The following is a 20,684-nucleotide window of genomic DNA, read 5'->3' as shown; positions in this document are numbered from 1 at the left end:
CATAGCCACCCACGGCTATGCACGTGAAGCGCGTCCCAGTTCAAACCGTTTTAACAGTCCCGTACGATTTAAGGCATCGCCCAGCACTTTCGTCAGCAGACCACACAGGACAATGCCGCTCAGGATACGAACGACCAGTGCAATCGTCAGCACCTTCCACCCCCAATGCATATAGCCAAACATATTGGCTGCCACAATAAACCACAGCGGAACCATAGCCCCACCCACTAGCATCAGCGAAACTGCGTTCCAGCGCCGATACCGCAACAAGGCAAATACCAACTCAGCCGCAATCATATAGCAGACAGCCGCCGCAATAATAGAAGCAATTCCATAGGCAGAGCCCATAAAAGACTGCACTACCGCACCAAAAGCATAAGCAATAACCGCCGTACCCGGCTTACGAATAATATAATAGGCCAACAAACCGTATATCATGTACAGACCGACAATAGTGGAAGTTGCGATAGGCCCTCCCAGACTGTTTAATGTTTTGTTAATGATCGACAAATACACGGTCATGACGCCGTTCAACGTGGCCAGCATCGCCATGAGTACGATATCCAGCGTTGTAAACTTTGCAAACATACGAGATTCCTTCATATGTATTCTTGACTCCTCTCCCTATCTAATCTATAAGATTGCAGCTCTGATCCTTATACAAGCTGCTACTGTATAAATGTATTCATCTGCAGCCTTATTGTCAACCTAATTATATTTAAAAGGTTGACAATAAGAACAAAAATAAGAGGCTTCACTTTATAAGCTCCACCCTAAAACAGCCGTAGCTACTACAGCAGTCACAGCACATAAGTTGCCTAAACGCCCATTCTTCAGTGTGCGAAGATAGGTCCGTTCTGCATAAGCGCCGAAACCTTTGCCCTCCATAGCCAGCGCCGTCTGCTGAACCCGCCTTACAGCATTCACCAATACGGCAGCCGCATACCCGCTCCACCATGATAACCGATGGCTCCACCCTCGTGGTGGTTCCTGTCCACGAACACGCCGTGCTGCCATAATGGTTCGCCCTTCTTCTTCCAATAAGGGGAGAAACGTTAGTGCCACTGAAATACCGAACGCAAACCGATAAGGAACACGCAAGCGCAGATTCAATGCCTGCACAAAATCTCGGGGATCGGTCGTCGAGAGATAGATATAAGATGCCAAAAACAACACAAAAATCCGCAACGTTAACGCCCCTGCGATATCCAGTCCCTCTGCTGTAATGACAATGGGTCCCCATGAAGCCACGGGATGTCCTTCTCGAATCGCTAGGATAGACAGTATAAAATACGGGATGCCTAACCCAATCAGGAATGACATAGCCCGAAGTTGGCGTGCTAAGGTCAAACGTGCGCCCAAGCCAGCCACAGCAATCAGTACAGCCAAGAGAACTGCTTCCCGCAACGTCGAATCCCAAACCATCGACAGGAGGCTAAAGCATCCCACCCATATTAGCTTACTTAACGGCCCTAGCCTGTGCAGTGGTGATGAACCGCCGTTATACTGAAACAGCATTTCGTTGTGCCTCCAGTCTGAGCCATTCTTCATGCAGTAAAGAATATATCAGCATATCCTTAAAGCCTGTAGATGTATGCTGTACCTGCCGCAACAGTCCTTCCTGTGTCCAGCCCATCGAGGACAGCAGAGCTTGCGAGCCTGTATTGCGCGGGTCCACCAGCGCTTCGATCCGATTCAACCAAATCGTGTTATACCCGAATGACAGCACCAAGCGTAGCGCCTCGGTCATGTAACCCTGTCGCCAATAAGGCTTGGCTATCTCATAACCAATCTCAGCTTTATAAGCTCCCGCTGTCTGCCAATAATTAAAACCACAGCTTCCAATCAACTTCCCGTTCTCCTTCAGCTCTATTCCCCAGCGCAGCGCATCCTCCGTCTTCGCCAGCTCATTCAACAGCTCAATCATATCCTCTGCGTCCTCACGTCCTGACATACCAGAAAGGTTCATATAACGGTGAACCTCCGGATCAGACCAGCAGGCGAACATCATAGCCGCATCTCCGCTTTCCATTCTGCGCAGCCGAAGACGCGGACTTTCCAGCGATGGTATATGCCCCTTACATGCATATGCACACATGTTCAATCATCCTTCCAGCATTTAAAATGACAATAAATATACGCTACATTTAAGCATACACCTTCAACAAACACAACCTTATTTAAAGCTGAGAAGCTTATATATAGAAGATGCCCTTCTGTTCCTAGGATTAGGAATTAGAAGGGCATCTTCTATTTTATAAGAGATTAAACCGTTTGAGAGCTTGTCTTCCGAATCAAAAGTATTGAGCATCTAAGCCTTTTAAGAAGAGACACGGGTAGTGGTGCGTGTCGTTTTCTTCACAACATCCTTGTACAGTACATCCAGCATCGACTGAATTTCCTGTAATTCATCGATCCCTGCACCGGTAATGCTGTACATATCATCATGCGGTGTCAGAAAGTTTTCCTGCGTCAGGTTTTCAAGCTCCTGCTTGACCTCACGTTCTCCTACACGGTAACCGCGCTCTTCCAACACAGGTTGAATATCTCTTATCGTGAGATCGTTCTGATGTGCATAAGAAAGCATCTGTATACGGATAAACAAGTTCTGAACATCTGCATGCATAATTGTAACTCCTCTCTGGCCTAGGCCAACCATGTTACACTGTTTTTACCCATAGAGGATAAGCTGGAAACAGATGAGGGCAACCCTTGCTGAATTACTTTCGATATTGTTTGCCCCGCTAAAAACGTATAGTTTTCTACTTGACTGAATATACACAATCGTTATATCTTAAATTAATTAACCAATGGTAAAAGTGAATTGCATTATTACCTATTTTTGGTGATTTATACAGCACTTCATGTGAAAATTTAATGTTAGGAGCGTGAACTCTACATGTTTCAAACTATACCTTACGAAGGCACACGTCATGAACAATTCGAATCCGTTCTCGGACAACTCCGGGCACTGATTCATGATGAATCCAATACCATTGCTAATCTGGCAAATGCTTCAGCATTACTCGGTCACTTCCTTCCAAATATTAACTGGAGCGGTTTCTATCTTTATGATGGCACTGAGCTTGTACTTGGTCCTTTCCAGGGCTTACCTGCATGTATACGGATTCCGTTGGGACGTGGCGTATGCGGTACCGCAGCAGCAGAACAACGAACGCTTGTTATAGATGATGTACATGCGTTTTCAGGACATATTGCCTGTGACGCTGCTTCCAATAGTGAAATCGTTATTCCCCTTGTCAAGAATGGGGAGCTGATAGGAGTGCTGGACATTGACAGCCCACTTAAAGGTCGTTTTGATCACGAAGATCGTGTATTCCTAGAGGAATTTACGGCTATTCTGTTAGCCAGCCTATAACCAAAAATAGCGCATATATATCGTCTTCCTTCGCCACAATATAGGAGGGTCTGAAACCCAAAACTATCCGGCGAAGGAGATTGATGATCAATGTTCAACAACATGGCTCCACAACAACAACTTCATCAATGTGAACAAATTATTCAGCAATTGGCACAACAAACACAGCAAGGAACCGCCATGTATCAGCAGTTGCTGCAACAAGAGCAACAAAATGCATCCAGCCTTGAAAACCTGATGCAACGTGAACGTAATGCAGCTCAAATGATCCAAACCGCAATCCAGGACCACCAAAAAGCTATGCAACAATACCAACAAGTTATTCAACTGTGTAGTCAGCTGGAAAACACTATCCGCTCGAGCAGCCAAATGACTCAGCCTGGATTTGGCGATAACTATGCTTCCCGTAGTATGCAACCATCCACCTTTAGTGCAGGAAGCCACATGAATCACAGCTTTCCGCAGCATATGGGGTCGACCGGACAGCATTTTGCAGGCAGTGGTAACATGCAGCAGTTCGGAAACAGCAGTCAGCAAGGCATGAGAACAGTACCAAGCAGCATGTAAGCTGTTTTACACAAAAAAAAGGGTGAACAGCAGGCCGTCGGATCGGCTTGTTGTTCACCTCTTTTTCATATCATTTAAGCCCTTTCATCAGCTGTTGCTAGTTTAATTCCCGTTCGGCCAGCACCTTCATTCCGTCTCGCAAATACTCAGCCAGCCCGGGGCGATAGCCTTCATACATTTTATTGAAATCCTCATGCTCGACATACAAGTCTCCCAGCCCGCTATAAATTTCTGCGGTAGGAGTATAAAATCGGCTTACCCATTGAAGATGACGGCGGATCAGCGCCTGTACTTCTTCACTGTTATGCTTCAATCCTTTATTCATGGCTTCAGCCAGCCGTCGATGAATCTGGTCAGCCTCTGCCTGCGAATCCAAATAATCCTCTTTGCTCCAGTTCTTCGTCGCCGTCTTGCTCTCCTGAATTGTTTTCTGAGCCTCTTGACCATAACGGTCTGTCAAATCATGTTCATACATTTCCTGCTTTTCCGGGTTAAACCCTTGGTACATTTGCTCTGGTTTCATTGCTTGTTCCCCTTTCAAATGAGCCACCGTTTCGTCGATGGTTTGTAGGAGAGTATGCAAGCGGAAGACTTTGGCCTCGACCTTGGCTCGATGCTCTTGCAAAACCTCGGCCTTTTGTTCCTTGGTTTGCTCCAGCACATTTCCAATTTCAGATAAAGGCAAATCCAGTTCCCTATATACCATGATTTGCTGAAGCCTCAACAGTTGTTCCTGTTCGTAATAGCGATATCCATTATTTCCAATATGATGCGGTTTCAGCAATCCTATTTCATCATAATAATGCAAGGTTCGTACGCTGATTCCCGACAGATTAGATACTTCCTTCACCGTATAAGCCATTCCGCTTCACCTCCCTTGCTTGACAGTCTACAGTCTCACGTGGCGTGAGAGTCAACGCCCCCACTTGCCCACCTTGGTACTACACTTTTACCCTATAAGCGCATTGTGAACCGCTCATTTGCCAACCATTTTTCATACTTGCGACCTACAATCGGCATCTTTAGATAACTATGCAAAAAAAGCCCACCAACGCGTATTTTCAAATATGCCGGGGGCTCCATATATTCGATTTGACTTAACCACTATTTACAGATCAAACGATACCTAAGAGAGGCTTTTTCCCATAACCACACGATCATAAAAAGCTATCTTTTGAATAATTTTCTCCAAATTGTGCTGCGTTTGTGCCACATGTTCTTCCACCTTCTTTTTGTGGGCTACAAGGAAATCTCTTCTCTCTTGGATTGTGGCTTCTCCTTTTACATTTAGCTCAAGGTATGCCTTAATTTCTTCAATGGTCATCCCTGTATCTTTCATGGCCATAAGGAACCTGATCCAATCGATTTGTTTTTCGGTATATACCCTTCTTCCACCTTCATCCCGACCGACATCAGGTAATATACCTTCTTTTTCATAATAACGAAGGGTAGATGCGGGTAATCCACTCTTGATTTGAACTTCTTTAATGGAGTACATGGTTATTCCCCTCCTCATTCTTTTATTTTCTCTTCAAGTCAGCTTTAACGATAAGTATAAGTTTTCATAGTAAAGAGTGCAAAATTAAGATTCCTACTACCTTGCAGCAGCGAGGCAACCTTCTTATTGCCCGTCAGTCCGGACAGAAAATAGAACGTGGGCATTTGTGCCTCATAACGAAAATCGTCAACATGGCTGATAATATCGTCCACAATCTGGTCGGTCTGAAGACCTTCACGTGCTAATCGAGTTCATACCCGCACCGCCTTATATTTCGTCCAATTCTACACACCAAACGCCACCTCATACAGCATGGGAATCGATTGCCACCACAGCTTGCTCCTTATCCGGTATTACTAAAAATTTTATTGCCAACTAGAATATTATTTATGAATATATATCGGTAATTCTTTATAATTACCCTCACACACCCCTCAATAAATAAACATATATCGGTAATTACTTGTATACTTTTCAACAGTTTACTAAATATATGCGATTGCTTCTCTAAGCCTATTCTTTTTTATCATAACTATTTAGTATTATAAGGATATAAAAAAGGAGGTTATCATTTGAAAAGTACAGGTATGACACGTCCCCTAGATGCGTTAGGCCGTATCGTTATTCCCAAAGAAATGCGAATTTCCATGGATTATAATGTGGGTGATCCTGTTGAGATTTTTGCAGATGAGGAAACCGGCATTCTCGCCTTTCGAAAATATACTGGGGTGACGTGTAAAATGTGTGGTTCAACAGAACAATTAACTTATTTTAGAGACAGCTTTATTTGCGGGGAATGTATTGAGAGTTTAAAGAAGGGGGTAAATTTCAGCCCAGTCCTAAGACCAGCCAAATCAGCTTTATCCAACTCACAACGATCTAATAAAGAGTCCAAACGTCTGCGGCGATCGACACAACAGATGATCGAAAGTCTAAAAGAATTAATGCAAAAACACCCCAATGCAGCACAGCACGAATATGCCAAAATACTTGAGGTTTCCCAAGCCCGTATATCCCAGCTCAAAAAAATGCTATAACCACAGCTTGATACCCTACATAGATATACACCAGTGATTTCATCATGTACAGCTACTTTTGAACCGTGATACGCAGCATCATAGCTAACCGACAAAATGCAAAAACGTCCATGCGAAAATTCCAAACCAGGTATAAAGACCCACTGAATGACTTACAAGCGAGAACGCCTATAGCAAAAGGCAGTGCTACATTTAATATTGGTTCCTGAATTAAAAAATGACCTTCTTTAATTAGAGAAGGTCATTTCATTTATTTATTCATTTTTCTGTAGTAAAACATCCTATACTTTTCCTTTTCGTCAGTTTTTCGTCATTTCATTACATCTTCTCCTCATAAAAAATAATATTCGTTTTATAGAAAGAGAAAGGATGTGTGAACCTAATATGAACAAACCTGCTCAAATTATTTCTATTCTTATACTTTCCGTAAGTGTAAGTGTGTTTGCTGGTTGTGGAAAGCAGGAAACAACAGATACATCTACCAATGAAACAGTACCAACAACCTCAGAAACGGTAGTCAAAGAAGGAACAGATCAACCAGCCGCCCTGCAAAGCTTAGACGAGATCAAATGGAATGATGTTAAAGATCCTCTAATTGAAGATGCCATGATAACAAAACTCAAAGCTGCAATAGCTGCCTTCGTGTCAAAAGATTTGGAACAATTCCATGCTACGCTCGGTCCAGACGTTGGAACAGGTCACGATTACCTCTTCGATCATCCGGTGAAGTTTACTGGTATCGCTGAAGCTATAAAAGAAAATAATCGGACATTGATACCCGTTGTAGGGGAACGGCTGAATAATGAAGAAGGATATTCACCCGATATACGATATACCTTTTACTTTGAAAAGGATAAAGATGGCGCATGGCAAATTGTTTCAATTGATTAACTAAATTCTCTAAGATGCATTTATCTCGATTTGTAGCAACATTGCCCATTCCAACGAGTACGTTTGCACATATGATGCCTTGTCAAAACATTCTTCTCACCGTTCGATGGGGCCGTTACAACCACATTTCGCAACCACTACTGAAGTGAGCAATTTTGTTAATTTATGGGGGATTTTTACTGTGAGTGGTCAACAGATTGTTGCTTTCGTAAAAGCGTAGATCCCGCTAACAAATCTATGTTAGTGCTATATCCTAATGGCACACAGTCTTATATTGATGTTACTCAAATCAGTCAGGCTCAAGGCCCTTATCCAAGCATGCCTTCTATTCCAGGACAAAGCGGCGTCAGGGTGGGAGCCAAGGCGGTGGATCACAGTGGCCTTCCAGTGGATCTCGTAGCGCCAATCGGAAAAATCGAAAAAACTAATATCCAACCCTTATTATAGCAATTGCCACTTGTCATAAGCGAGTTGTCGATTGGAACACATTCAATGTTGGACCAACCAAAAGGCGTCGCCTGCAAATGCACGCGTTGCCTTTTGGGTTAGCCACTGGCTCTGAACATAAATATTAGGATCTGCTAGCCATGTCTGCAATCTGGTTAAGCCACTCTTTACGCGTATCTTCATCAGATTGGGGTACCGACTCAAAAAATAGATGATACATGACATCAAGTCCACAATATTCAAATATGCCTTTGTCGGACGTCAAGCGAAGTGCTTGATCCATACCAATGCTGGCATATTCCGCACGTGATTTTCCCTGCGTATTGAGGATAATAGCCTTCTTTCCCTTGAGCAGTCCCATCTGCACTCCATTTTCATATTTATAAGCAAATCCGTAGGAGAATACGCGGTCAATATACCCCTTCATAATAGCTGGCATCCCCGTCCACCAAATAGGATAAATAAAGGTGATTACCTCTGCCCATTGCAAATACTCCTGCTCCCGTACAACATCTTCTCCAATGCCTCCAATGACCTCACTGCTGCTAACCACAGGTTGAAAATTGATTGCATATAGATCACGAACAACCACATCATGTCCTTTTTGCTTTAGCCCCTCGACTGCTGTGTTCAAAATCGCATGATTAAAACTTCCCTCAGATGGATGTGCGTAAATAATAAGATGTTTCATTGTTTTTCCTCCATTTATTTTAAAGTAAGTGATTGATCAATCACTTAATTTTGTACACCTTCAATTAACTGAATATGCTCAATCCATAGTTCCGATAAAGATACGTTTGAGTAACCTTGAGCGGTATCCTGCTCATAAATAGCACCTCCATTGCTTGTTAATTTAGTTAGTGATTGATCAATTACTAATGATTGGTCTCAGTATAGTTTATTCCTTTTTACTTTGCAAGTGCTTTTTGTTCAACTTTATATAAAAGATTGGTCCCCCAGTTGATGTCCATTAGGGTGTGGTGTCAAACAATCACTTAATATGACTTTATAATGCCATGTTATTAGGTGTATGCTCCTAGAGAGGTGAAGCGTATGCCACTAAGCAGACATTTTGAAATTATTTATATGTTACTCCATAAGAAAAAAGTGACTGCTGATGAATTGGCAGAACATTTTGAGGTTTCCACACGAACCATTTATCGGGACATAGATGTCTTAAGCGCAGCTGGGATTCCCATCTACAGCAGTAGAGGCAAGGGTGGCGGAATATCATTGATGGAGGGTTATGTCTTTAACACCTCTTTACTGTCCGAGCAGGAACAAGATGATATCTTAATGGCCCTTCAGAGTGTGGCCACCGCTACCATTCCACAGGTAGAAGAAGTGCTGAACAAATTGAGTAGGCTTTTTAAAAAAGACATGGGTAACTGGATCGAGGTAGATTTTTCGCCATGGGGAAGCCAAAACAGTCAGAGACAGCTATTTACACTCATACGCAACGCAATAATTACAAACCATGTTATAAAGTTCCGCTATTATAACGTCGCCGGGGAACAGAGTTATCGTAGCGTCGAACCTGCCAAGCTCTTGTTTAAAGATAAATCCTGGTATGTGGAAGGTTACTGTTTAAATACCGAAAGTCATCGTGTATTTAAGATTAGCCGAATGAAAGAGATTGCAGTTACCGAAATTAGTTATGAGCCAAGAACGGTGGTAGCATCTACAGATACAAAGATGAACAACTTGCTTCATACCATTGAAGTAACTCTTCATATTTCTGCTCAAGGAGCTTACCGCGTATACGATGAATTTGCCGAGAAAACAATTACTCAGAAGGAAGACGGCTCTTATTCCATTACGGCACAATTTCCTGTAGGCAATTGGCTGGACAGTTATCTGCTGTCCTTTGGTCCCCTCCTTATAGAAGTTAGCCCCGAACAAGTACGTACAAGAATATTGTCTCATTTAGAAACGATGAAAAGAAATTTAAATGATCCTCTATAATATGACACCATGTAGTCATATTATCACTGCTATGATGAGTTTGAAGTTATCGCTCACAACATCTCACCATAGGAGGTTGAAGAATCAATGAATCCACATAGACCCATGCCACCAGCAGTAGAAACTTACTTTACATCAGCGAACAAATCCCGACTTGAAGCATTTACTTCCGCTTTCGATAAAGATGCGTTGATCTTGGATAACCATCGCGAAATCAAAGGTATGGATGCCATAAAATCATGGTGTGAAGCAGAAATATTGGGGCCGAATGTCACCTTCGAGATCGTGGATACGGATGACACAAATAATACCGTCGTCGTAACTGCGAAAGTAGACGGAGACTTTGATAAATCGAATCTTCCCGATCCACTCCTACTCAAACATCAATTTCTAGTAAACAACAATAAAATTAAAGAACTGATTATTACACTTCCATAAAGTAATTAAAAGAGGATTTTGCAAAAATCCCATAAGCGACTTCCAATGAACAAGATATAGATCGAGATGGTTTAGTTCGTCTATATCTTGCACTTCGGAGCGGTTGGAATCGAATTTTGCAAAATCCTGAAAAAACAAGAAAGGGAAAACCCATATGTCCGCTTATGTTGTTTTTATACGTGAACAGAGTACCGATCAAACTGAACTCCAACTCTATTCTCAGTTGGCACCGGCAGGTTTGGCGGGACATTCCGTCAAACCTCTAGCAATGTATGGCGCATACCAGGTCCTCGAAGGACCCGATATTGAAGGGTTGGCCATCCTGGAATTCCCCACTTTTGAGGAAGCACAAGCTTGGTATTTTAGTCCAGCCTACCAAAAAGCCCTAAAGCATCGACTGCGCGGAGGGCGGTACCGGGGCGTCATTGTCGCTAGTTTGTAAGGTTCGCAGGACAAGTGAACTCGGAGTGGAGATCCCCAGAGGTATTTCTCAACCACATTGTGAAAATCAGGAGGAATTATTCGCATGAGTTTTCAATTAGAAAACATTCTAAGTGAGTTTAAAGGCAAAAAGGCCTTGGTCACGGGCGGTACCAAAGGAATGGGAGAGGCTATTGCTAAGAGACTTACGGCTGCAGGTGCTACCGTAATAACTACGGCTCGAACTACTCCAGCTAATTCAGAAAATCCGGACCTGTTTATTCCAGCCGATATTAGTACGCCTGAAGGTGTAGATAAAGTAGTAAACGGTGTTCTTGAGCGCCTAGGCGGTGTAGATATTCTTGTCAACAATGTTGGAGGCTCATCAGCCCCATCCGGGGGAGCTCTTATCTTGACAGACGAGCATTGGCAGCAAACTTTTAACGCCAATCTGTTTGCTGCTGTTCGTTTAGACCGTGGATTGCTGCCGGCTATGGTTGAAAAGGGAGCCGGTGTTATTATTCATATTTCATCCATTCAACGTCGCTTGCCGCTATATGATGCAACATTGGCTTATGCTGCAGCCAAAGCAGCTTTAACTACTTACAGCAAAGGGTTATCCAAGCAGTTTTCGCCTCAAGGCATTCGTATTAATACAGTTGCGCCAGGCTTTATCGAAACGAAGGCTGCACAAAGTTTGATTGATCGGATTGCTGAGACGACAGGTGACCGAGAAAGTGCATTAAAGCAACTGATGGACTCGTTGGGAGGAATTCCAATTGGTCGTCCAGGACTACCAGAAGAAGTCGCTGAGCTTGTTGCTTTTCTGGTATCCGACCGGGCCGCTTCTATTACAGGAAGTGAATATAATATTGACGGTGGAACAGTTCCAACGGTCTAAAACTCAAGTTAAATACGCTTTATCAATAAGCCCATAACCATATTTGGAAGCAAATTAATTTTCCAATTTATAAGGGTATGGGCTCTCTTTGATTCTAAACAGCTCTGCTAAAACCGTGGAGGCTTTGTAGCAGCCGATTTTGCTCCAATCGCAATTAGAGTTTGCCTAAGTTCATCCTGAGTTACCTTTGCCATTTCTTATGCAGTAGGATATTTCGGTTTTACTGCGTTTCCATTCCTTCTCATTGCGGAACTTTTCAGAGCCTCGCGAACGTGATGTAATCGACTTGGGCAGGCTCTGCCGATTCGATCCGAAGTGCCCGGTTGATCTGTCCCCGGTGATATTGCCCATGTAAGAGGACCTGCAACAGGATGTCCCGGACGGACGTTCGGAACGGAACCCCGCTCTGGTTCGCATAGTCGATCATCTCGTCCAACTCGGATTCCTCGAGCCCTTCGATATAGACACGATATTGTTCGGCGTTTTCTTCGAACATCGTCCGGATCGCCGACAGGTCTTCAGCTTCCCCCCACAACGAATATTGCGCGCTGCCCTTGCCCTGCAATCGGGACAGCCAGACTCGTTCCGCGACCGCGACGTGCCGAACCAGCTTCAGAAGGTCCTTGTTCTTCGTCTCACTCTCCTCGAGCGCGTCCAAGATGCGTCCGTCCGCCCAGTACAGGTGGTCCATCATGCACTTGATCGTCTTCATTTCGGTTTCCCCCTCTTCATCTCATCGATTACTTGAACCTACTGTTAACCGTTAGTTTAATCATTTGAATGAACTAAAACAACCTTTTTTGGGGTGAATTCCTTGTTGCTGTAAACTTCCAAGGAGAAACGTGCTTTACGTTTAGCCTTGAAAGATCTTTGATACTTTAATTTCATAACTCTTCTCAGGCACTGCCTTTTTTAAAAAATCATTTGGCTAGGTCTATTTTGTTATTGTCTTTTTGGGGCTACGACCATCCGCTATTATATTCCATTTTTTAAATATTAATTAAAGAACATACGCGGGTAGCAGTAGTGATTTAAAGGAGCCTTATCTTAATCTAGCACTAAGAAAACACTTTATTTTCATCTGACAATCACGCAGAAGATGCCAAAAAAGCCTATCTAATGAGCAGACATACGCAAAACGTATTATCTATGTCCATCAGATAGGCTTTTATATAACTACTACCGTTTAATAACGATCAGCTTTGTTTCCAGCATTTCTTCCATAGCATACTTTACGCCTTCGCGTCCGGTGCCACTTTGCTTCACACCACCATACGGCATATGGTCGACACGGAAGCTTGGAATGTCATTGATCACCACGCCGCCAACCTCAAGCTTGTCTGCTGCATCCAGCGCGGTCGTGATATTACGTGTGTAAATTCCCGCCTGCAGACCATAGATCGAATCATTCACATGGTTTACGGCTTCATCTATAGAGCTAACAGAATGAATCAGCACAAGCGGGGCAAACACTTCACGACAGGATACCTTGGAAGTCGGGTCCACATTAAGCAAAACCGTCGGCTCCAAAATACCTCCCTTGACTTGGCCACCCAGAGCGATTCTCGCACCTGCTCGAACCGCTTCTTCCAGCCACTCACGGACACGTTCGACATCCTTGGCTGAAATAAGCGCAGATACATCCGTGTCCGGCTCTAGCGGATCTCCCATTTTTAAACGTTGAGTTGCTTCTATAAATCGGGATACAAAGGTATCATACAGTTCATCGACAACGTAAATACGTTGAACTGATATGCACACCTGCCCTTGATTGGCAAAGGCTCCACTCACACAACGGTCGATGACCGCTTCCACATCCGTATCACGGTCGATAATAACGGCCGCGTTGGAACCCAGCTCCAGCGTGACCCGCTTCAAGCCAGCTTTGGAGCGAATTTCTGTACCAACCGCCGGGCTACCGGTAAAAGTGATATAGCTGACGCGCGGATCAGTGACAAGTACGTCGCCAATGGTTTTACCATCGCCGCTGATCACGTTAAGAGCGCCCGCAGGCAATCCAGCCTGCTCCAGCAGCTCCGCGATTAAGTAAGCCGACAACGGCGTCTGCTCCGCAGGCTTTAATACGACCGTATTGCCTGCTGCCAGTGCGGGACCCACTTTATGAGCAACCAGATTCATCGGGAAGTTAAATGGTGTAATAGCCCCTACTACTCCGACAGGTTCTTTGAGCGTGTAGGCCATACGGCCCTCGCCGCCCGGTGCGGCATCCAGCGGAATGGTTTCCCCGTGAATCCGTTTGGCTTCTTCAGCTGCGAACTTGTAGGTTTGCACCGTCCGGTCAACCTCCGCCAGCGCAGCTTTCCATGGTTTTGACGCTTCGCGTGCAATGATGCGCGCTGCATCCTCACGCCGCTCTTCCAGCAGGTCAGCCAGTTTCTCCAAAATGGCTGACCGCTGGTGCGCTGGCATGGATCGCATCTCCGAGCGTGCATCAGAGGCCGCCTGAATAGCAGCCTTGGCATCCTCTGGCGTGGCCTCTGCCACCTCAGCAATGATTTCCCCGGAGTACGGTGATTTCAACGTCGCGTACGTTGAAGCTACCTTCCATTCTCCTCCAATAAATAAATGCTGCTGCATGCTTTTTCCTCCTTTTCTCTATATTAACGTCTCTTTTACCATCTATTTTACCGTCAGCACCGGACAAGGTGCATGCTGAATCACATGATGGCTCACGCTGCCCAGTATCATTTCAGAAACAAGTCCTTTTCCCCGTGTTCCCATAATGATCAGATCCACCTTTTCCTGATCTGCAATTTCACAAATGATACTCGCCGGATTACCATGACCCGCCAACATACGGCAAGGGATGTCCGCGTCCTTTAAATAGTCGGATGCAGGTTCCAGGATATGACGACCTTCCTCTTCGATCCGCTCATCCACATCGACCCCAATCGGGGGCTCATTCATGGATAAAGCCGGGTTTACATGCAATACAGTCAGATGCGGGTTCCCCTGAAGCTGCTTAGACAACGTTTTGGCGGTCTCCAACGCCCTCATCGCGTGTTCCGAACCATCAATCGCGACCAGAATATGTTTGTATTCGCTCATCCTCTTTTCCTCCTCAGAAGTTCGATCTTAGTGTGCATCCACCTGAATATCCTGCATATGTCGACGACGTCCGATCAGCACAACTACACCAATCAGTACCATCAATGCTCCAAAATAAAACGGGGTTTCTGCTGAGTACCACTCTGACAGCTTCCCTGCAAGCCACGGCGAAATGGCCCCGCCCAAAAACCGCATGAAGCTGTAGGCTGCAGATGCTGTCGAGCGCTCCACTGGAGCAGCCTGCATAACAGCAGTTGTAATCAATGTATTGTTAATCCCCAGGAAAATACCAGCTACAATGACGGCGACAATGACAGTCGTTGGCGAACCGGCTACCGTCCCAATCGCCATAACACCTAAATCAATGGCAAACAGCGTCAGCATGATACTAATGGAAGATACCACGCTCAAGCGTGCTTGAATCTTTGGTGCTACAAACACCGAGGTAAAGGCCAGCATAATTCCCCAGCCAAAAAATACATAACCCAAACCATGCTCGTCCAGATGCATTACATATGGAGAATACGCCATCAACGTAAAAAATCCAAAGTTATATAACAACGCTACAATGCCGAGCGTGAGTAAAGCTGGATAACTAAGCGCTTTGAACGGATCAGCAATGGAACCGCGTTTTTTGGGCTTTGGAATCGAAGGCAGCATAAACGTAATGAACAAAAATCCCACTACCATCAGTCCGGCTACACCGAAAAACGGACCACGCCAGGAAATGGAACCTAACTCACCGCCCAGTAGCGGACCGACTGAAATCCCGAGGCCCAAGGCCGCTTCATACAAAATAATTGCTTTAGCTGTTCCAGAAGTAGACAGACCTACAATCGCAGACAGCGCTGTTGCGATAAACAAAGCGTTCCCCAAACCCCAGCCTGCTCGGTAGCCTACAATTCCGCCAACTGTATTGGCCGTGCCACCCAGTCCGGCAAACACAATAATAAATAAAATCCCGGTTAGTAGTGTCCATTTGACACCCAATCGACTAGATACGACGCCTGTAATCAGCATCGCGACGCCTGTTACCAGATTATAGCTGGTGAACAGCAATGACACTTGGCTTTTCGTAGCATGAAGCTGATCAGCAATGGCCGGAAGAATCGGATCGACCAATCCCAGGCCCATAAATGAAATAACACAAGCAAAGGCAACCGCCCATACCGCTTTGGGCTGAGACAGCAAGCCTGAGCGTTCTTTTAACTCTTCAGGTAATGCATGTTGTGAACTCATAATATGATGTTACCTCCACATCTGAATGTAAATGTTCTTGTTATGATGGGTCGTGATCAAGTTCCTCATCCAAAAGGATCTTGCGTTCACGAACCCTGACCCGCAACTCCTCCAACTCAGTCTGGAGCATACGGATGCTGTTGATTTTTCCCTCCATTAATTCCAACTGTTCGTTCAGTGTACCTTCCATATCCTCCAACATGGCCCGTCGCTCGTTCGGTTGCAAATGCTCCGTTCGTTCGCGATATTCCTCCCGCTGGCCCTTGAGCATTTCCGCTGCGGACATGTAACGCTGAAGCTCTTGCAAGGAGAATCCAAGTACTTCCTTAGCACTCACTATTTTTTTTAGTAAATCCACATCCTCCTGCGTATACAGCCGCATATTCCCTTCACTGCGCTGCGGAGAGGGCAATAATCCGATTTCCTCATAATAACGAATGGTTCGCTTCGTCAGACCACTTTGCTTGGCGACCTCATCAATTTTATACGTAACCATGACACCCACCTTATGAAAAAGATTATATATAAATACTACGCCTCTATAACGTTAACGTCAACGTAAACTTTTACGCAAAAAAGAAACCGCCCCTGTTGGAGACGGTTCCTAGTTTGGTTTGCACGGTCATAGACCCGAAGCATCGGCGCTCAAGCCCATGATTATCGCTTTAGATGAAAATGGTACGTGTGATGATAACCAGCAAAATAAAGAGTACCAGAATAACACCAGTGGAAGTAAACATGTTATAGCCGCCACCACCGCAACCTCTTTCTACTTCACCCATCTTAAGTTCCTCCTCCCTCTGTCGATTACAACAAATCGCCCGAAATCAGATTCATGAGCTACGAATTAGATGACGAATGCTTTGGAAATAATAACGAGCAGAATGAAAAGTACCAGAATCGCTCCTGTAGATGTAAAAGCTCCATAACCAGCGCCTACTCCAGACATGGTGATTCCTCCCTTCATGGTTTACAAAAGCATCTTATGCTTATGCCGTCATCCATGATAGGGACAAATGCCGCGCCTGCCGCCCAAATCTAGGTTGGGGTTGTACAGTCCTGTTATTCTTCAGATCCGAGCATACCGTAATACAGGAGGTTTCGTGCCTGCTTGGCAAGCACAGACGGACTTTCACGTCCAGGCAGCAATTTCGTTAACGTCAGCCGTTCAATCAAGCCGATCACGCATTCTGCTGTCAGTTCAGGGTCCAGTTCCTCACGGCAGGAGCCCCATCGTTGCGCCGCCAGTAGATGCTTTTTGATATGCTCGGCCATTTCCGCCTTAATGCGCACTGAGTCTGCCGCCTGGTAAAATCCGACACGAGTGATCGCCGGATTATTAGACAACACGCGAAAAATAGCTTCCAGAAACACTTGTCCCCGTTGCAAAATTTCAGCTTCGCTTTGATCCGGGCCTATCTTCATGCTTTGTACCGTTTCATTCACCAAAGTACGAAAGCTCTCCACAAGCTCATCATACATCTGTTCCTTGCTTTCAAAATGAATATAAAAATCCGGCTGCGTCAATCCTGCGCGTGCCGCGATCGAACTTACCTTTGTCTGATAAAACCCCGTCTGAGCGAACTCTTCAGCCCCTGCTTCCAGTAACAACCGTCGACTCTCCTGACTTCTGACTCCTGCTCCCATCACGGTCTTGCCCCCTTACGCCACAAATCTATCGTATTATAAAGTTCCTTTGCAGTAAGAACAACGGGCTTGAGGATGATATATACCTGTCCTTCAAAAGTCCTAATACGGAAGGACTGAAAGTTTCGGAAAATCAAGGGCATCTCCCTACAAGGTATAATTAACCAATCCGATGGTGAGCGAGCAGGATTTATTACGCTCAGTGATGAGGACAATATTTGCGCATCATCTCAATCGTCGTCAGATCATCATCCAGCCCCCGTTGTTGCAAGCCGTCGATAATTCGCTGACGTTCCTGATCTTTGACATTTTGACCGAATTTAAACTTGGCGGTCCAATCCTCCGGTACAATTTTGATCAGAGCGACCCCTTTCAAACGTGAAGCATACCGAGAATCGCTAGCATCAATCGTGTCATACCCGCCTTCCGGTTGCAGCTTACTCATAAAAATGGAAAAGGCCGATGCTTTTTCTTCCAAATCCACTACATGCTCCGCATGACCACGCACGGTAATGCTTTTAAAAAATGAAGTCGCCGGACATGCCATATGTTCATCCGTAAAATAAGATGGAATGAGCGCATATTCTTTGGCGGCTGAAAAAGTAACCCGATTATCCTCTTTCATCCGTTCCATCTTTTCTCCAGCACGGCTGCCATGAATATAAAAAACGCCATTTCCATAAGCGAAATTCAAGGGAACTACACGCGGAAAACCATCCTCGCTGTTCATGCCTAAAAATCCGAAACTGACCTCGCTTAGAAACTGCTCTATTTCCTCTAGTTCTGCCACCGCAAATTCTTTCCTTCTCATAGTGAACTCTCCTTCCATCTATTGACCAATGATACATTTCAGATTATGTTGAAAATGGATTCATAAAAAGACCCAATATGAACGAAAATGAGTGGCCCAATCGAAGGAGAAGAGTATGGATATTACGATTGCTTATCAACGCGCGCTTCAAAAATATCATCTAAAATATTTGGCATTGTATCATGCTCTTCGTGAGGGAATCCTCAATGGTTCCCTTGCCAGTGGTACGCGTCTGCCTTCCACTCGTGATCTGGCTGTGATGTATGGAATTTCGCGAGGGAGTGTTAAAGAAGCATACGATATGCTGCTGGCAGAAGGATATGTAGACTCGGCAGTAGGCAGAGGAACCTTTGTTATGCAACAGATAGCGGTGCTACCAAACCCATCTCAAATCGGCCAGCAGAATCAGAATCCACCCGTTGCCAAGCAAAAATCCCCTACTCTGTCAGCATGGGGACAACGAATCATGCAGATCGAGAGGGAACGAAACTTACAGTCGTCTCCTGTTTCTGCTACAGATAGAGACCGTGCACAACAGCCTTTGATTTCTTTTCAGGCAGGAGAAGTTGTATTGGAGGGCAATTCACAGATCGCATGGAAAAGCGCACTGACTGCCGCTGGAAAAGATCTGCAAAAGCCCTCGGCTGACGAGACCACTGCACCAGTGAGCGGTGATGAATGGCTACGTGAAGCGATTTGCCATCATGTTGGCAGAACACGCGGAATTACGGCCAGCCCGGATCAAGTCGTATTATGCAGTGGTTCCATGGAAGTAATCACGTTATTAAGTCAGTTGCTTATTCATGAACAAGATCAAATTGTATTGGAGAATCCCTGTTATTCCGGCATCTACCGTGCAGTTACTGCCTCAGGCGGACAGATACTCGCTGCCGAAATGGATCAACACGGAATTGTCCCACAGGATTGGGATTCCAAATTACTGTTTGTTACTCCTGGACGACAGTTTCCAACCGGTGCAGTGTTGCCATTAACACGCCGTCAACATATTTTGCAATGGGCAGCATCCAAGGGTGCGTGGATCATTGAGGACGATTATGACAGTGAATTCCGCTGGGCAGGACGACCCATTGAACCGTTAAAAGCACTGGATCGCGTAGAATGTGTCATCTATGTCGGTTCCTTTTCCAAAAGCATGTTCAGCAGCCTTCGACTCGGGTTTGCAATCCTGCCCGTTGAATTAGCCCAAGCGCTGACAGCTGCCAAACGACTATACGATCCCCTGCCGCCTGCCCGCTTGGAACAGCGCGCACTGGCACGTTTTATGATGCGCGGCGACTTCGTTCGCCATGTGCGTCGGATGACTCGCATATACAGATCACGCTACGACGTGTTCCAGCGGGAAATACAGCAGTTGAATGAACTGTTTCACTGGCATCAGAACAATTGCGGACTACATGCCTATGCCATCTGGAAGCATGAGTCTGCCCAGTATCATCATTTGATGCAGACAGCACGATTTTACGGAGTCACATGGCGTGATGCCGCCGATTACCAACTGACACCGGGACCTCCATCTGCCTGCTTTATCTTTGCTCATTTAACGGAGCAACAAATTATTGAAGGGTGTAACCGTCTGCGCCAGGCTTGGGACAGTATCAAACATCAGTATCACGGAGCAACGCTGAGGCTTTAAAAGGGTGCTCCATTCGCACTTTGTATATAGCAAATTAGACTAACGATAAAGAAGACTTGCCCTTTCCATTCCCTTACTTTTTCATATGATGCTAATAACTTAAAAGAATTGGAGTGAGAGAAATGGCAATTAGTCCTCTTTGTAGACAGTTTGCAGCTATATTAAAAGCAACACCTCAAATCATTAACGGAGTTTGTACTGCATCTACAGTCAGAAATAACATCAAGCCGATCATTTTAGGGAAAAAGACCAGATCCTTTCTTGCAATACCCCAAGCATTTTCTTTCGAAAGTATTGGCCGTAACGGAAAAGGATTATGTCTTGGTGAAACCGTAATTTTGACCGCAGAAATTAATCCGTTTATTTCTCGACTTCGTAAACATGATATCAAAGTGACGGCACTGCACAATCACTGGCTATTCGATAACCCCAATCTCTGGTACATCCACTTCGAAAAAGTAGAAAAACCGCTTGTTTTCGCCACAGAAGTGCGTGACGCGCTTAATGTCTTGACAACGAAGCCTGTACGGCCGGTTATTAAGAAAAAGTAAGCTATCAATAAATGCAAAGATCCGCTTTGGCGGGTCTTTTTTTGTTATGAGCGGAAATTTGGAATGGGTCTAAGCACTGGCTGCTGCCAAACGACTATACGATCCCCTGCCGCCTCCCCTCTTGGAACAGCGCGCTCTGGCACGTTTTATGATGCGTGGAGACTACGTTC

The 20,684-nt window shown here is 45.1% G+C and carries 26 protein-coding genes; 11 read left to right on the top strand and 15 right to left on the bottom strand.

What is annotated here, in order from left to right; translation table 11 throughout:
• Positions 1 to 15 precede the first annotated feature (15 nt).
• The 4 genes from MKY35_RS03500 to MKY35_RS03485 form a co-directional block, all read right to left on the bottom strand.
• Entirely contained in the window at positions 16 to 603 is a 588-nt protein-coding gene (locus MKY35_RS03500; protein WP_322251863.1) for an ECF transporter S component, read from the bottom strand.
• A gap of 156 nt (positions 604 to 759) precedes the next feature.
• The gene (locus MKY35_RS03495) at positions 760 to 1,518 is read right to left on the bottom strand and encodes an energy-coupling factor transporter transmembrane component T (protein WP_029515821.1); all 759 of its coding nucleotides are present in this window, start codon (positions 1,516 to 1,518) and stop codon (positions 760 to 762) included.
• Positions 1,502 to 2,098 carry a GNAT family protein gene (locus tag MKY35_RS03490; protein WP_342445608.1) on the bottom strand — a complete coding sequence of 199 codons (597 nt, stop codon included), beginning with the start codon at positions 2,096 to 2,098 and terminating at the stop codon, positions 1,502 to 1,504. The genes MKY35_RS03495 and MKY35_RS03490 overlap by 17 nt, the downstream gene beginning before the upstream one ends.
• 222 nt (positions 2,099 to 2,320) lie before the next feature.
• Entirely contained in the window at positions 2,321 to 2,626 is a 306-nt protein-coding gene (locus MKY35_RS03485; protein ID WP_322251867.1) for a hypothetical protein, read from the bottom strand.
• Positions 2,627 to 2,899: 273 nt separating this feature from the next.
• Here MKY35_RS03485 and MKY35_RS03480 point away from each other — a divergent pair, with 273 nt between their 5' ends.
• Together MKY35_RS03480 and MKY35_RS03475 are read left to right on the top strand one after the other, a co-directional pair.
• A complete protein-coding gene (locus MKY35_RS03480; protein ID WP_342445607.1) occupies positions 2,900 to 3,379 on the top strand; it encodes a GAF domain-containing protein in 480 nt (159 codons plus the stop codon).
• A 90-nt stretch (positions 3,380 to 3,469) separates the two neighbouring features.
• The gene (locus tag MKY35_RS03475) at positions 3,470 to 3,946 is read left to right on the top strand and encodes a hypothetical protein (RefSeq protein WP_029515825.1); all 477 of its coding nucleotides are present in this window, start codon (positions 3,470 to 3,472) and stop codon (positions 3,944 to 3,946) included.
• 97 nt (positions 3,947 to 4,043) lie between these two features.
• Here the strand turns inward: MKY35_RS03475 and MKY35_RS03470 are convergent, their stop codons facing one another.
• The gene (locus MKY35_RS03470; protein ID WP_342445606.1) at positions 4,044 to 4,808 is read right to left on the bottom strand and encodes a MerR family transcriptional regulator; all 765 of its coding nucleotides are present in this window, start codon (positions 4,806 to 4,808) and stop codon (positions 4,044 to 4,046) included.
• 264 nt (positions 4,809 to 5,072) lie between these two features.
• Positions 5,073 to 5,444 carry a MerR family transcriptional regulator gene (locus tag MKY35_RS03465; RefSeq protein WP_029515827.1) on the bottom strand — a complete coding sequence of 124 codons (372 nt, stop codon included), beginning with the start codon at positions 5,442 to 5,444 and terminating at the stop codon, positions 5,073 to 5,075.
• 572 nt (positions 5,445 to 6,016) lie between these two features.
• Here MKY35_RS03465 and MKY35_RS03460 point away from each other — a divergent pair.
• The 3 genes from MKY35_RS03460 (at position 6,017) to MKY35_RS03450 (ending at position 7,819) form a co-directional block, all read left to right on the top strand.
• Positions 6,017 to 6,481 carry an AbrB/MazE/SpoVT family DNA-binding domain-containing protein gene (locus MKY35_RS03460; RefSeq protein ID WP_029515828.1) on the top strand — a complete coding sequence of 155 codons (465 nt, stop codon included), beginning with the start codon at positions 6,017 to 6,019 and terminating at the stop codon, positions 6,479 to 6,481.
• Between the two features lie 384 nt (positions 6,482 to 6,865).
• A complete protein-coding gene (locus tag MKY35_RS03455; RefSeq protein WP_342445605.1) occupies positions 6,866 to 7,372 on the top strand; it encodes a hypothetical protein in 507 nt (168 codons plus the stop codon).
• A gap of 237 nt (positions 7,373 to 7,609) precedes the next feature.
• Positions 7,610 to 7,819, top strand: a complete 210-nt coding sequence (locus tag MKY35_RS03450; RefSeq protein ID WP_342445604.1) for a hypothetical protein — start codon at positions 7,610 to 7,612, stop codon at positions 7,817 to 7,819.
• A 124-nt stretch (positions 7,820 to 7,943) separates the two neighbouring features.
• Here the strand turns inward: MKY35_RS03450 and MKY35_RS03445 are convergent, their stop codons facing one another.
• The gene (locus MKY35_RS03445) at positions 7,944 to 8,510 is read right to left on the bottom strand and encodes an NAD(P)H-dependent oxidoreductase (RefSeq protein WP_342445603.1); all 567 of its coding nucleotides are present in this window, start codon (positions 8,508 to 8,510) and stop codon (positions 7,944 to 7,946) included.
• 362 nt (positions 8,511 to 8,872) lie between these two features.
• Here MKY35_RS03445 and MKY35_RS03440 point away from each other — a divergent pair, with 362 nt between their 5' ends.
• The 4 genes from MKY35_RS03440 (at position 8,873) to MKY35_RS03425 (ending at position 11,543) form a co-directional block, all read left to right on the top strand.
• Positions 8,873 to 9,784 (top strand): YafY family protein, encoded by a 912-nt coding sequence (locus tag MKY35_RS03440; RefSeq protein WP_342445602.1) that lies wholly within the window; start codon positions 8,873 to 8,875, stop codon positions 9,782 to 9,784.
• 87 nt (positions 9,785 to 9,871) lie between these two features.
• Positions 9,872 to 10,222, top strand: coding sequence for a nuclear transport factor 2 family protein (locus MKY35_RS03435; protein ID WP_342445601.1), 351 nt, complete (start codon positions 9,872 to 9,874; stop codon positions 10,220 to 10,222).
• Between the two features lie 154 nt (positions 10,223 to 10,376).
• Positions 10,377 to 10,664, top strand: coding sequence for a DUF1330 domain-containing protein (locus tag MKY35_RS03430; protein WP_342445600.1), 288 nt, complete (start codon positions 10,377 to 10,379; stop codon positions 10,662 to 10,664).
• A gap of 84 nt (positions 10,665 to 10,748) precedes the next feature.
• A complete protein-coding gene (locus tag MKY35_RS03425; protein WP_342445599.1) occupies positions 10,749 to 11,543 on the top strand; it encodes an SDR family oxidoreductase in 795 nt (264 codons plus the stop codon).
• A 256-nt stretch (positions 11,544 to 11,799) separates the two neighbouring features.
• Here MKY35_RS03425 and MKY35_RS03420 read toward each other — a convergent pair whose 3' ends face one another.
• The 8 genes from MKY35_RS03420 to MKY35_RS03385 form a co-directional block, all read right to left on the bottom strand.
• Positions 11,800 to 12,255, bottom strand: coding sequence for a DinB family protein (locus MKY35_RS03420; RefSeq protein WP_342445598.1), 456 nt, complete (start codon positions 12,253 to 12,255; stop codon positions 11,800 to 11,802).
• A gap of 467 nt (positions 12,256 to 12,722) precedes the next feature.
• A complete protein-coding gene (locus MKY35_RS03415; protein ID WP_342445597.1) occupies positions 12,723 to 14,141 on the bottom strand; it encodes an aldehyde dehydrogenase family protein in 1,419 nt (472 codons plus the stop codon).
• A gap of 42 nt (positions 14,142 to 14,183) precedes the next feature.
• A complete protein-coding gene (locus MKY35_RS03410; RefSeq protein ID WP_039270609.1) occupies positions 14,184 to 14,612 on the bottom strand; it encodes a universal stress protein in 429 nt (142 codons plus the stop codon).
• 27 nt (positions 14,613 to 14,639) lie between these two features.
• Positions 14,640 to 15,851, bottom strand: a complete 1,212-nt coding sequence (locus MKY35_RS03405; protein WP_029515832.1) for an MFS transporter — start codon at positions 15,849 to 15,851, stop codon at positions 14,640 to 14,642.
• Positions 15,852 to 15,891: 40 nt separating this feature from the next.
• Positions 15,892 to 16,347, bottom strand: coding sequence for a MerR family transcriptional regulator (locus MKY35_RS03400; protein ID WP_039270608.1), 456 nt, complete (start codon positions 16,345 to 16,347; stop codon positions 15,892 to 15,894).
• Between the two features lie 351 nt (positions 16,348 to 16,698).
• Positions 16,699 to 16,800 (bottom strand): hypothetical protein, encoded by a 102-nt coding sequence (locus MKY35_RS03395; RefSeq protein WP_014599460.1) that lies wholly within the window; start codon positions 16,798 to 16,800, stop codon positions 16,699 to 16,701.
• A gap of 113 nt (positions 16,801 to 16,913) precedes the next feature.
• Positions 16,914 to 17,498, bottom strand: coding sequence for a TetR/AcrR family transcriptional regulator (locus MKY35_RS03390; protein ID WP_342446592.1), 585 nt, complete (start codon positions 17,496 to 17,498; stop codon positions 16,914 to 16,916).
• A gap of 199 nt (positions 17,499 to 17,697) precedes the next feature.
• On the bottom strand, positions 17,698 to 18,309 hold the full coding sequence (locus MKY35_RS03385; RefSeq protein ID WP_039270554.1) for a pyridoxamine 5'-phosphate oxidase family protein: 612 nt from the start codon (positions 18,307 to 18,309) through the stop codon (positions 17,698 to 17,700).
• Positions 18,310 to 18,424: 115 nt separating this feature from the next.
• On the opposite strand from MKY35_RS03385, the gene MKY35_RS03380 reads away from it, so the two are divergent.
• Together MKY35_RS03380 and MKY35_RS03375 are read left to right on the top strand one after the other, a co-directional pair.
• Entirely contained in the window at positions 18,425 to 19,963 is a 1,539-nt protein-coding gene (locus MKY35_RS03380) for a PLP-dependent aminotransferase family protein (RefSeq protein ID WP_342446591.1), read from the top strand.
• A gap of 122 nt (positions 19,964 to 20,085) precedes the next feature.
• Positions 20,086 to 20,514: a DUF1259 domain-containing protein gene (locus MKY35_RS03375; protein WP_049816906.1), complete on the top strand. Its 429-nt coding sequence runs from the start codon at positions 20,086 to 20,088 to the stop codon at positions 20,512 to 20,514.
• Positions 20,515 to 20,684 lie beyond the last annotated feature (170 nt).

It is taken from the genome of Paenibacillus sp. FSL L8-0638, assembly GCF_038593075.1.
Taxonomy (GTDB): domain Bacteria; phylum Bacillota; class Bacilli; order Paenibacillales; family Paenibacillaceae; genus Paenibacillus; species Paenibacillus polymyxa_D.
Note: the sequence above shows the minus strand (reverse complement) of the source record. Positions and strands in the feature narration are given on the sequence as shown.